The 13,213-nt window shown below is 42.6% G+C and carries 12 protein-coding genes; 3 read left to right on the forward strand and 9 right to left on the reverse strand.

The features are described 5' to 3' along the window. The 5 genes from rpsJ to proC form a co-directional block, all read right to left on the reverse strand. Positions 1 to 207: 30S ribosomal protein S10 (gene rpsJ / locus ACH2DQ_RS20570; protein WP_395028118.1), on the reverse strand; the 207-nt coding region annotated here is incomplete at its 3' end. Positions 208 to 512: 305 nt separating this feature from the next. Next, positions 513 to 1,487: a hypothetical protein gene (locus ACH2DQ_RS20575; protein WP_394913668.1), complete on the reverse strand. Its 975-nt coding sequence runs from the start codon at positions 1,485 to 1,487 to the stop codon at positions 513 to 515. Positions 1,488 to 1,867: 380 nt separating this feature from the next. Then, on the reverse strand, positions 1,868 to 3,412 hold the full coding sequence (gene putP / locus ACH2DQ_RS20580) for a sodium/proline symporter PutP (RefSeq protein WP_394913667.1): 1,545 nt from the start codon (positions 3,410 to 3,412) through the stop codon (positions 1,868 to 1,870). A 30-nt stretch (positions 3,413 to 3,442) separates the two neighbouring features. Then, entirely contained in the window at positions 3,443 to 4,822 is a 1,380-nt protein-coding gene (locus ACH2DQ_RS20585) for an aminopeptidase (RefSeq protein ID WP_394913666.1), read from the reverse strand. A gap of 55 nt (positions 4,823 to 4,877) precedes the next feature. Next, a complete protein-coding gene (proC, locus tag ACH2DQ_RS20590) occupies positions 4,878 to 5,672 on the reverse strand; it encodes a pyrroline-5-carboxylate reductase (protein WP_394913665.1) in 795 nt (264 codons plus the stop codon). Between the two features lie 203 nt (positions 5,673 to 5,875). Between proC and ACH2DQ_RS20595 the strand changes: the two genes are divergently transcribed. The 3 genes from ACH2DQ_RS20595 (at position 5,876) to ACH2DQ_RS20605 (ending at position 8,326) form a co-directional block, all read left to right on the forward strand. Beyond that, positions 5,876 to 6,709, forward strand: coding sequence for a GNAT family N-acetyltransferase (locus ACH2DQ_RS20595; protein WP_394913664.1), 834 nt, complete (start codon positions 5,876 to 5,878; stop codon positions 6,707 to 6,709). Between the two features lie 135 nt (positions 6,710 to 6,844). Beyond that, the gene (locus ACH2DQ_RS20600) at positions 6,845 to 7,705 is read left to right on the forward strand and encodes a class I SAM-dependent methyltransferase (RefSeq protein ID WP_394913663.1); all 861 of its coding nucleotides are present in this window, start codon (positions 6,845 to 6,847) and stop codon (positions 7,703 to 7,705) included. 48 nt (positions 7,706 to 7,753) lie between these two features. Then, positions 7,754 to 8,326, forward strand: coding sequence for a CDP-alcohol phosphatidyltransferase family protein (locus ACH2DQ_RS20605; protein ID WP_394913662.1), 573 nt, complete (start codon positions 7,754 to 7,756; stop codon positions 8,324 to 8,326). A gap of 205 nt (positions 8,327 to 8,531) precedes the next feature. Here ACH2DQ_RS20605 and rbsD read toward each other — a convergent pair whose 3' ends face one another. The 4 genes from rbsD to ACH2DQ_RS20625 form a co-directional block, all read right to left on the reverse strand. Continuing rightward, positions 8,532 to 8,942 carry a D-ribose pyranase gene (rbsD, locus tag ACH2DQ_RS20610; RefSeq protein ID WP_394913661.1) on the reverse strand — a complete coding sequence of 137 codons (411 nt, stop codon included), beginning with the start codon at positions 8,940 to 8,942 and terminating at the stop codon, positions 8,532 to 8,534. Then, positions 8,939 to 9,835, reverse strand: coding sequence for a ribokinase (gene rbsK / locus ACH2DQ_RS20615; RefSeq protein ID WP_394913660.1), 897 nt, complete (start codon positions 9,833 to 9,835; stop codon positions 8,939 to 8,941). Before rbsK ends, rbsD begins: the two co-directional genes overlap by 4 nt. A gap of 121 nt (positions 9,836 to 9,956) precedes the next feature. Continuing rightward, positions 9,957 to 10,934 carry a LacI family DNA-binding transcriptional regulator gene (locus ACH2DQ_RS20620; protein WP_394913659.1) on the reverse strand — a complete coding sequence of 326 codons (978 nt, stop codon included), beginning with the start codon at positions 10,932 to 10,934 and terminating at the stop codon, positions 9,957 to 9,959. A gap of 232 nt (positions 10,935 to 11,166) precedes the next feature. Continuing rightward, complete coding sequence (locus ACH2DQ_RS20625; protein ID WP_394913658.1) at positions 11,167 to 12,897, reverse strand: Na/Pi cotransporter family protein; 1,731 nt, start codon at positions 12,895 to 12,897, stop codon at positions 11,167 to 11,169. Between the last annotated feature and the right edge of the window lie 316 nt (positions 12,898 to 13,213).

Below are 13,213 nucleotides of genomic sequence, written 5' to 3' on the forward strand. Positions count from 1 at the left end.
AGTTCTCTGCTCGAACTGTTCTCTGGAATCTTTGTACTTGTGTACGGCACGGATGATGGTAACTACTTCCTTCTTTGTCGGCATCGGTACCGGTCCGCTCACCTTAGATCCTGTCTTCTTTACTGTTTCGATGATACTCTTTGCTGATGCATCGATTAATTGATGATCATACGCTTTTAATGTAATTCTCATTACTTGACTTGCCATAAAAAAAGTCGCCTCCTTTTCGCACTTAATTGCAGTACGACAAGCGGTGACTGTACACTCTCCCGTGTGTATCATCTTGATACTCCACGTTGTTTCCATTCTTTGATGGACAGTTATATATTGTACAGTGACTTGTCGCCAGTTTTCTAACTTGACATTCGCTCCATGGAAAACCTGCAGTTTAGACTGCAGCAACCTCACACTTCTACGCTATCAAGGTCACAACATGAATGATTATATAGCATAACCCTCGCAAATGCAAGGGTTTTTTAGGAAAATTTGTATTTTTTTTTGTACACATCTATTTATTGGTAATTATTTGATTTTGATTTATATTGTGACAGCACGTTCAACACCTGTTCATCCGTAAAATCCGGGTTAATTTGTATAATTTTGCTTATATGGGATACTACGGGTACTTCCGCCTCCAGAAGATCCGCTATATCTTCCCCGTTCCAACCCTTTTGCATTTTTTTTCTTACTAAATTAATACAAAAGATTTCTTGTCCGGTTTCTCTGCCTTCTTTCATTCCTTCAATTCTCCCGGCAGCCCGTTCCTCATTTCCATGTATGCTAATCGCTGCTTCCATACTCAGCTGTGTTAACACCAGCTGGCCTGCCCGGCTTCCGTAATTGTCTAAAAAATTCTTTGCGATTCCGCAGCGCCTGCAATCATCTATCCCCCGGCTGACTGCCGCTTTCATAGCGTATCCCATCTTCAGATTCATTCTGATACTCTCCATTAAGATGGCATACTCCTTCAAAACCGGACACTTTTCCAGAAGGGGATGACCGGCATCCGGATTGATATTAATTATTTTAACAACCAGTTCCAGAGCCGGCTCAGCTTCCATGTGTTCATAAGAATCGGATAAGCGAAGAGTCTCTTCCTGCGGACCGTCATCAGATCCTCTGCAAAATACATAAAACTTCGGGCAGGGGAGACGGATTCTTTTCTTCTGGCAGATCTCTTTTAACTCCAGAATGGATTCCATCATCCTTCCATAATATATAGCTTTACGGACCGGCATATTGCTCATCCGCCCGGGCTGTTCCTCGCTGATAACCAGTATCCGGCCTCCAGCGGTAAATGCAAGCTCACTAGCCTGAAACCATCCCTCTTCCGGGGTCAGATAATGAATGCCAGACGGATCTGCACAAGACAGAGTTTCCAGGGCATTCAATAGTTCCATCCCATTTCGTGGTTCACTGAAGTATGCTGCAAACACACTCGATTTTAAATTACTGTTTGAATCATCTCTTATAACGTTTTCTTTCAATCTTTTTCCTCCTATACTTTAGCATATAATTTAGGGAATTACAATAAAATCGCACGCTGTATGATGCTGCAAAGTAAACCGCCGTATTGGTGACATGTATTTTGTAATACGCACTCATACAGACCCCTGCTCTAACCGCCGCACTATATACATACAACTATCTCTTTTCTTTTGTATTGGTTGCTCTTAACTTGTAAAATGGAATACTTAGGACAGATTTGTCCGGAAAAATGAAATGTTTCTTCTATTATATAGTGTATCTTTGTAAATAGCAATCTAATTTCAAAATTCTAATAAAAAAGAAGAATCCTGCAGATTCTCAGAATTCTCCTTTTCTCGAAACCAATATTCACTTAGTACTCATTTTCGCGTCAGCCTGATCAGCCTTCTACCTTTCTATTTGCAACATCGTCAAATTCCTTCAGCATTTCTTCATCCGGTGCTGCTGTCATTAGGCTCACTACAATAATCAGTATGATACTGATAGCAAAACCGATTACCAGGGAGTATAAGCCGGTGGATGCCCCAAGCGTCTGTCCTCCAAACGGTATATAATCCCACACAATAACAGTCAATCCTCCGGAAACAATACCTGCTATGGCTCCTGCCAGATTCGTTCTTCTCCAAAACAGGGAAAGTAAAACAGTCGGTCCAAATGCCGCTCCCAAACCTGCCCAGGCATTGGATACCAGGCCCATGATACTGCTGTTTGGATTCAGTGCAATTATGTATGCCAGCACAGCCACACCGATAACAGTGATACGGCTAAGCTTCAGCACATGTTTTTCTTCTGCTTTTGGATTAATAAATCCCTGATATAAATCTTTTGAAACGGAAGAAGCCGTTACAAGTAACTGGGAATCTGCCGTTGACATGATCGCAGCCAATATTCCGCAGAGGAAGATTCCTCCGATAAACGGCAGTGCCAGATCTTTTGTAAACACCTGTGTAATCGTGGCAATAAAAACATTCTCTGCAGAATCTGCTCCTGCTCCGCCTAAGATTGTCGGGTAAAGGTAAGCTCTTCCGATGACACCGATCAGTACTGCCATACCAAGAGAAATCAATACCCATACAATAGCGATCACTCTGGATTTTTTTAATTCCTTCTCACTTCTGACCGCCATAAAACGGGTCAGGATATGAGGCATTCCGCAGTATCCAAGTCCCCATCCTATTTGAGATATTATATCTACTGCACGGTAGGAATCTCCTCCATTGTGCATAATATTCAGATAAGAATCGGCATTTACGCCGCTTGCTGCCAGATTTGCAGTCACTGTGTCCGATCCCATTATGAAGTATGCTGCCACCGGCACGACCAGAAGGCCAACCAGCATCAGCATTCCCTGTATAAAATCGGTGAGGCATACCGCAAGGAATCCACCCATGAATGTATATGCCAGAATAACAGCTGCTCCAATCGTTAATGCCACCCGGTAATCAATTCCAAAAACACTTGCAAATAATTTGCCGCCGGCAGCCAGTGCAGAAGCAGTGTATACAAGGAAGAAAATAACAATTACAATTGAAGAAATCAACAACAGTATTTTCTTCGTATCGTGAAACCTGTTTTCCAGATATTCCGGAAAAGTAATCGCATTATTTGCCCGGATTGTATATCTGCGAAGACGGGATGAGATGCATACCCAGTTAAATACGGTTCCGATAAATAAACCAACTGCAATCCACGCCTGTCCCGTACCAAGAGCGTATACGGCTCCCGGCAGCCCCATGAGCAGCCAGCCGCTCATATCAGACGCCTGGGCAGACAAAGCCGCTACCCAGCCGCTTAACCCACGGCCTCCCAAAAAGAAATCATCTGTGCTTTTATTCTTCCTCATGGTCACCACTCCGACTCCCATCATCATTGCGAGATAAGCAACAAATGCAATTAATATCCAAATTATAGAACTTTTCTCCATGTACCTTTTCCTCTTTCTCCTACTTTTTCTTTACATATATTTTAAAAACGCCTGGTATCCCAGATACGCTTCATATATATCCACCTTGCTGGTAATCTCCCACGGTGCGTGCATGTTCAGTACAGCAACGCCGCTGTCAATGACCTCCATACCGTAATTAGCCAGGATATAAGCAATTGTTCCACCACCACCCTGGTCTACTTTTCCAAGTTCTGCCGTCTGGAAGCTGACCTGATTATCATCCAGGACTCTGCGAATTTCTGCAATAAATTCCGCATTGGCATCGTTGGAACCGGATTTTCCTCTGGAACCGGTGTATTTATTAAATGTCAGCCCCTTTCCTAAATAGGCACTGTTATTTTTCTCCATAACACTAGGATAGTTGGGATCAAATGCAGCACTTACATCCGAAGACAGCATCTTGGAGTTTTTCAGGGCACGGCGTAATTTCAACTCACTGTAATCTCCGGTACAGTTCATTACCTCAGCAACTGTATTTTCAAAGAATTTGGACTGCATACCGGTTGCACCCACGCTTCCGATTTCTTCTTTGTCCACCAGAATGCATACTGCTGTTCTACTGGTCTTCTCCAATTCAAGCATAGCCATGTATGAAGGATAAGCACATACGCGGTCATCCTGCCCATATCCCATAACCATACTTCTGTCCAGACCGTAATCCCTTGCAATACCTGCCGGAACAGCTTCAAATTCAGCAGACAGGAAATCTTCTTCTTCTATGCCGTATTTCTCTTCTAATATCTTCAGGATCTGTGCCTTTACCGGTTCTTTCTCGTCGCCTTCTAACGGAATGCTTCCGATCAAAATGTTCAGGTCTTCTCCCTCAATTACCTTATTTGCCTTCTTCTCAAGCTGTGTTCCAGACAGATGAATCAGCAGATCCGAAACACCAAATACAGGTTCTGACATTTCTTCTCCAATGGATACTTCCACAATGCTTCCATCTTTTTTCGCTACTACTCCATGGAGAGCAAGCGGGTGTGCAACCCACTGATATTTTTTCACACCACCGTAATAATGTGTTTCCAGCATGGCGAGATCATGGTCTTCATATAAAGGATTCTGTTTCAAATCCAGTCTTGGAGAATCAATATGTGCTCCCAGGATATTCATGCCTTCTTCCATGGGTTTTTCGCCAATGTGGAAAAGTGCAATTGTTTTCCCCATGCTGGCAGCATATACTTTATCCCCAGGCTTTAATTCTTTTCCGGAAGTTACTATTGTATCCAGATCCTCATAACCGAAGGATTGTATCTGTGCAATAACTTCTTTTACACATTCTCTTTCTGTTTTACATTTTGAAATGAAAGCTTTATATCCTTCATTAAAAGCAAATACTTTTTCACGTCCTGCCTCATCATATTTTTTCCACACATTTTCACGTTCCATATTCTGTTACCCTTTCTGTCATTTCTTTTAGATTTCATTCATGTCTCCAGATACTTTACATCCCTCTGGATTTCTTCACACACGCCTTCATGGCCTCAATTACAGCACTTCTCATACCTTTTTCTTCTAATACACGTACCGCTTCAATCGTCGTACCGCCCGGTGAGCAAACCATATCCTTTAATTCTCCGGGATGCTTCCCTGTCTCCAATACCATTTTCGCACTGCCAAGTACTGCCTGGGCTGCAAATTTATATGCCTGTGCTCTTGGCATGCCATCAGCTACCGCACCGTCTGCCATCGCTTCAATAAACATAAAAACATATGCCGGTGCACTTCCGCTTACGGAAACTACCACATCCATCAGATGTTCACTGATTACTTCGGTGGAACCACAGGCTCTGAGTATCCCGCATACCATCTCTAATTCTTCCGATGATACCAGATCATTTGCGCAGACCCCTGTTATACCTTCCCCTACCAGCGCCGGGGTATTTGGCATACAGCGGATAATTTTAAGAGGCTTTTCGAATACATCTCCCAGCCACTCAAGTGTTTTGCCGGGTGCGATGGTCACCACGATCTTATCACCGTTTACTTCCTCTTTGATCTCTTTGATTACTGCTTCATAATACTGTGGTTTTACAGCCAGAACAATTACTTCCGACTTCTTTGCAACATCTTTATTATCCAGAGTCGTGCAGATACCAAATTTTTCTTTAATTGCATCCAGGCTTTCCTGTTTGGATGTGGAACCTATGATTTCATCTGCAGGAATCATTTGATTTTTTAGGATGCCTCCAAGCATCGCTGTTGCCATATTACCGCAGCCAATAAATCCAATCTTCATTTCTAAAACCTCCTTTATTTGCTTTTCCTATGCGATAGCCGTAACATGATAAAACCCGTTTAAAATATTCCCCATTAAGCAACGCAAAAGTTTACACTTATCTTCCACTTTATCAAATTAACGGGATTCGGTCAAGTTTTTCATTGAATATCCTCACATTTTGAACTATAATGATTAGAAGATTTCTTTAAGGGAGCGTACCTATGATAAAAGACAATGCTTACATGAAGTTAATAGAAGAGATTTCTCTCAATGCATGGCCTTCACATAAGATCGAACTATATGACGGCTGGCTGATCCGTTTTTCCCACAACTATACCTACCGGACCAATAGCGTAGAGCAGATTGGCATCTCTAATATCCCGGTAGAAGAAAAAATAGCGTATTGTGAATCCATGTATGCCAACTTCCATACTCCGGTTAATTTTAAAATCAATCCCATGATTGATGCATCTTTTGACCAGATCCTAAAGGAGCGCGGATATAGTGTGGAGCATACAACTGATGTAATGACCATGCCTATGGAACAATTTCAGATGTTCCCTTATGAATCTATCGAATACGAATATTATGGAAGAAACTCAAACCTTCCCTCTTCCATTTTTTATCCGAATGACACGATCGTCCAGCTGAGAGACCGTATTACGGATGACTGGATCACTTCATTATTCCGATTAAACGGTACAACCAATCCTACACTGCGCAGAATTGTGCCTTCAATGTTTAAAGCGATTCCAAAGGAAACAATCGTCGCTTTTATCGAGATTGACGGACGAATGGTTGCATCCGGTCTTGGAATTTTAGATCGTGCACATATCGGTCTCTATGCCATTTATGTGGATCCCAGCTGCAGGCGTAAAAGTTTCGCACGTTCTATCTGCAGCTCAATCCTGGAAGAAGCGCGAAAAAAAGGTGCAAAGCATGCTTATCTTCAGGTCGTGGATGGGAATACTTCCGCAAAGGACCTTTATGCTTCACTAGGATTTGAAGATTTTTATACGTACTGGTTCCGTTCAAAGAAGAACAGTAGTCCATAAAGTTTTAGGACAGACAAGTAATTGTTGGGCATGTAAGCACTATGCGGTACTCGTACAGCACTGCTCCATCATTGGGGCAATTCAAGATACTAAATTACAAGATACTAAATTTAACTAGGAAAGGTAATATGAAATATGTGGATAGCAGATCATTGGAAAGACTACGAAGTAATAGATACTTCCTGTGGAGAAAAATTAGAACGGTGGGGTGATTATACTTTGGTCCGTCCCGATCCCCAGGTTATCTGGGATACCCCGAAAACCAACCGGGGCTGGAAAAAAATGAACGGTCACTACCACCGGAGCAAGAAAGGCGGCGGCGAATGGGAATTCTTTGACCTTCCCCAGCAATGGAGTATTTCTTATAAAAGTCTGACTTTTAATTTAAAACCATTTAGTTTTAAACATACCGGACTATTCCCGGAGCAGGCAGCAAACTGGGATTGGTTCTCCAATAAAATAAAAAATGCAGGCCGTCCCATTAAAGTCCTGAACCTGTTTGCCTATACCGGAGGTGCTACTCTCGCTGCTGCAGCCGCTGGTGCTTCCGTAACGCATGTAGATGCTTCAAAAGGCATGGTCGGCTGGGCAAAGGAGAACGCCCGCTCTTCCAATCTGGAAGATGCCCCCATCCGCTGGATTGTGGATGACTGCGTAAAATTTGTGGAAAGGGAAATCCGCCGCGGCAATCATTACGACGGTATTATCATGGATCCGCCTTCCTATGGACGCGGACCCAAAGGGGAAATCTGGAAAATCGAAGATGCCATTCATCCCCTTATTAAGCTGTGTACCCAGCTTTTGACAGAAAAGCCCTTGTTTTTCCTGGTGAATTCTTACACCACAGGTCTGGCTCCGGCAGTTCTCACTTACATGCTGGCAACGGAATTAAAACAATTTAACGGTAAAGTAGATTCTCAGGAAGTTGGACTTCCTGTTTCCGGCAACGGTCTTGTGCTGCCATGCGGCGCTTCCGGACGCTGGGAATCAAAATAAATAGTCCCTCAATAGGGTTTATTGATACTTACAAAGGAGCTGTGTTCCATGGATCTTAATCACGATATGCCACTTAAAAAGCAACTGTTCACCATCCCCAATCTCATGGGGTATTTCCGTATCATATTGATACCGATTTTTGTATGGCGTTACATCACTGCAGACAGCATAACGGATTACAGAATTGCTGCCGTCATTGTAGCTGTCTCAGGATTAACCGATATGTTTGACGGAAAAATAGCCCGCCGTTTTCACATGATCACCCCTTTGGGGAAAGCCCTGGATCCCATTGCAGACAAACTGACCCAGGGGGCAATGGCACTCTGTCTTGCATTCCGCTATCAGTGGATGCTGCCGCTCCTGATTCTTTTTATTATAAAAGAAGGTTTTATGGGTATCATGGGCATTCTGCTGCTGCGGAAAGGCAAGATGCTGAATGGTGCAATGTGGTTTGGAAAAGTGTGTACAGCAGTGCTGTATGTCATAATGTTTATACTCTTCCTGTTTCCAAGCCTTCCTCTGTCAGTGGCAAATGTGCTGATCGTCATCTGTATTGGCTTTATGCTGCTCTCCCTGTTTATGTATATACCGGTTTTTTCCAATATGCATCAAGAAAAATAAGCACTTTCGGTAAACAACCGGCAGTCAGACACTGCAAAAATTATGAACCTCTTTGGATAAACCGTTTCATTACGATGACGGTATCTGTAAGAGATCATAATTCAAAAGCGTGTTTGACTGCCGGTTTATTTTGTATACAATCATAGCTCTACAGCGAACGCTTTATATGTGTTCGCTGTAGTACTAGTAAAGGACACAGAATGGATCAGGCAAAAATGCACCCTGCCTGTAAAATAATGTTTGCATAAGGGGTTGTCTCCCCCGTCCGGATCACTGCTTTGCAGGATTTTGTTCTTTCTTTTAAATCACTATGGGTTATAAACGTGACTTCCGGAGTATCTTCCATATCTGCAAATAATTTCTCAATTTCCAATAGTACATCTGGATTATAATTTTTGATTTCCTCTGCCAATATTAATTTTTCTATTTTCATATCATCCGAAACTACTTTTAATACTTCCATAAACGCTGGATTACCAAAACTTAAAGCTAAATCAATTTTTTTAATTTCATCGGGTATAGGAAGACCACAATCTCCAATGGCAATTAAATCCGTATGCCCCATATGGGATAGCACGGCAGAAATATCACTATTTAAAATTCCATGCTTCTTCATCTCTCCATCTCCTTTATGGCCTCTACAACCTGGCTGCGTGTCGGCATCCCGCCTTGTGCTCCGAATTTCTCCGTTGACAGGCTGGCTGCTGTATTGGCAAATTTCAATGCATTTTTCATATCACTGCCGCCTGCAATCTCTACGGTAAAAGCTCCGTTTAAAGTATCTCCTGCTCCTGTAGTATCGACCACTTTTGCCTTTCTGGCCGGAACCACCAGGATTTCACCGGATTTCAGGCAAGTTGAAACACCCCGGCTGCCCTGGGTAATAATCAGCTTTTCCGGATACTGCTTCAGCAGTTCTTCAGTTGACATCTCATCTCCGAATAGAATGACGGCTTCGTGTTCATTTGGTGTGAGATAAGTAACTTTGTCCAGGATTTCTTTCCGGACAGGTCTGGCGGGGCCTGGGTTCAAAACGATTTTCACCTGGCTCTCATAACATTTTTCAATCACATATTCGATCGTTTCCTGTGGAATCTCATGCTGAAGCAGTACGATATCACACTTCCGTAATTCATCCAGAATCTGATCCACATATTCCCGGTCAACGCTGTTATTAGCACCTGCAACAACGATAATAGTATTGTCATTATCACCTACCGTAATCAGAGCCAAACCTGTGGATACACCGGGAACTACTTTTATGTGTTCTGTAATAACGCCGGCATTGCGGAGGTTTTCCAGTAAGGCTGTCCCTGCATCATCATCTCCCACACATCCAAACATCTCTACCTGTGCTCCCAGTTTTGCCATAGCCACCGCTTGGTTTGCTCCCTTTCCACCGGGTATATAACGAACATCATCCCCCCGCAGTGTCTCTCCCTTTAACGGTATACGTTCTGCCGTCACCGTCATATCCATATTAATACTGCCTACAACTGCTGTTTTCATATGATTCTCCTTTACTATTCGTTTTCAAGTTCTTCGTTTACCTTTTATGTTGTCTCGCATTCTTTGTTATATTTATTGTTTTTTCAAGCGTCAGTTCCTTTCTCTTTTACTTTTTCTAACGTTAACTTAAAGTAGTCTCTCTTTTTATCAATTCCACTTCGAATACTTTTCTGACAGGCTGTTTTCCCTCCACGGCATCAATCACTGCTTCCACGGCCGCCTTCCCCATCTCACCTATTGGCTGGGATATGGTTGTCAGTTCCGGTGTCATCAGCCTGCTGAGGTTGATATTGTCAAATCCGATAAGCTGAATATCCTGGGGAATCCGAAGTCCCTTTCTTACCAGTACCTTGTATACGGAGATGGCTACCATATCATTTGCGGCAATAATGCCATCTGTCTCGGGGAACTTTTGAAGAATTTCTTTTGCCTTGTGCAAACCATCTTCATAATCATATTGGCAGTCGATCACTGCCTCCTGCAGCCCTCTTTCACGACAGACATCCTGGTATCCCTGATAGCGCTGACGCGCACTGGAAAGTTTCAGCGGCCCTCTCATCTGCACAATATTCCTACAGCCACAGGATAACAGATATTCCATCGCAAGCCTGCCTCCGCTGTAATGGTCTGACTGGATACAGGCACTTTTCCCTCCGCCATCTAATTGCCGGTCTATCATGACTACCGGTATTCTGCATTTGTGCACCTCTTTCTCCATTTTCTCCTGATTCGTCATCAGAATAATGCCATCCGCATTCATCCGGTCCAGTAAACTTAAATTCTTCTTTTCCTTTTCCAGATCGTTGTTAGAATTGCATAGAGTCAATCGATATCCCCGCAGATAGGTTTCTTCTTCGATGGCTTTTGCCAGTTCATTAAAAAATGGATTTTCAATATTCGGCACAATCATACCAATTATCCTGGATGATTTTTTAAATAGGGAACGGGCTATCTCATTTGGTTTGAAACCGGTTTCATTAATCGCATTCATAACCCTTTGTCTCTTTTCTTCATCTACCCTGGCTGTCTCATTCATAACCCTGGACACTGTTGCCGGCGATACTCCCGCTATTTTCGCTACGTCGCGGATACTAACCATTTACCAATCCTCCTTTTCACCGTTTGAAACCCGTTTCAAGATACTTTTATTATATGCTTCTCTATATTGAGTGTCAAATATTATTTGTCAATATCTCTTTTTTCATCATTTCAGATATTATTTATATGATTCCCCCAGAAATTGCCTCTAATATTTATTTAAATTCACTAAAAAGGACGGAAACAGGAATTTTACTTCCTATCTCCGCCCTCCCAGAAAACATGCCCACTTTCTACACTGCCACCGATGCGGCCTGACCATTTTTGCCTGCCAGTTCTTTAGCATCCTGCACATCATGGCTTAAGTCTAAATCTTCCGCTAATACTTCCGCTATACTCATGCAGTTATTTCCCATACGTTCCAGGCTGTGCAGAACTCCTGTAAATTCTACTGTAAAATCAGGACTGCATTTGCCTTTTTTCAGTCGATCCATATGATTCTTCAACATCCTCACCTCTAAGGAAAGAATATCCTGTTTCTTTAAAATTACATTGCCTGCGTTTTCAATATTACCGGTCTGAAGTGTATTGATACAATTGTCAAGCATTTCACGAATACTGTCCATGGTAACTTCAATTTCTTTTACTGCATCTTTTGAGAAGCGGAATCCCTTCTCCTGTCTGTTTTTGGATGCCCTTGCGATGCAGAGTCCATTTTGTGCCATACGGCCTGTTTCATCCAGGACATACATATAAGATGCCGTCTGTCTTGCCTGCTCTTCTGTCAGTACACCGTCCGCCATCAAACCGGACATATGCTTTACTGCTTTTGCCTGTACAGATTCTATCATCTCTGCCAGATGCTCCGCCTGCTTTAATGCATGTTCATCCCGGTTCACAAATGCCTCTTTGGAATCAGAAAGCACCAACCTGACATTTTGGGCAACATGGATGACTTCTTTGCGAATCAGATGCAGTGCAAATACCGGCTGGTTTACAATGGTAGAATCGATAAACTTGGGTTCATTTTCCCTTGATTCATTTTCATCTTTACCTGGAATAATCCACATAACAATCTTAACCATCAGCCAGATTAAAGGCAGCCAGATAAGGGTATTTACAATATTAAAAGTAGTATGTGCATTGGCGATCTGCCTGGATATAACATCTACCTCATTTCCTTTAGGTGAAACCCACTGAACAAATTTTGCAAACCACGGGATAATCCATATAAATACCAGACTTCCGCTTATGTTAAATACACTGTGTGCTACTGCAGTACGTTTTGCATTCCTGGACTGTCCAACCGATGCAAGAAGAGCCGTAATTGTGGTTCCGATATTGTCTCCCAGAAGGATGGGAATTGCACCTGCAAGTCCGATAACGCTGGTAACACCATCCGGTCCAGGCTGAATTGCAAAGTTCTGCAATACTGCAATTGTTGCACTGCTGCTTTGTACCACCAGGGTCATAATGGTTCCCAATAAAACACCCAATACCGGTATTTCAGATACTTTTGCGATCATATCGGTGAAGATCGGGCTGGTTGCTAATGGTTTCATTACATCTCCCATTGTGATAATTCCCACAAAGAGTAATCCAAATGCAAAAATAGTCTGGCCTATACTCTTTGCCTTTTCCTTCTTGGAGAAGAAGAAAATCACAAAACCGATAAATACAAGCGGCCATATGTAATCATTAATTTCAAAAGCTATGATTTGTGCGGTCATCGTGGTTCCGATATTCGCACCCAGAATAACGGAAATCGCCTGAGGCAATGTCATCAGACCTGCACTTACAAAGCCAATTACCATTACGGTTGTAGCACTGCTGCTCTGCAATACTGCTGTTACAAGCGCTCCAGCTAAAACACCCAGAATCGGATTCTTAGTCAAAAATCCCAGAATCATCTTCATTCTTTCTCCGGCAGCTTTCTGGAGTCCTTCGCTCATCATGTTCATACCATAAATAAATAGTGCCAAACCACCTAATAAGCCAAAAATCGTTTGTAATGTACTATTCATACGTTTCTCCCTCAAACCTGTAAAATTTTTATTATACAGATAGATTATCATAGCTATGTAAAATGTAATCCGGAGTTTTGTAAAGTTCTTGTAAAATTTATTTAAAGTCATGGGAGGCCGGTTGATATATTTTCCGACACACTTTTAAAAATGCACAGAAAAAAACAGACCATCCTTTGCCGATACCAGCACCCACAGTATACGTATACTATCAACTGCTGTGAAAGGATTGTCTGTTCTTCTTTATTCCCGCGGGCAATGACCGGAGCGGAAGCGGAGAACAAAAACCCCGTTGCTTGCAGCGGGGTTTTTGACT

This window comes from Robinsoniella sp. (genome assembly GCF_034124845.1).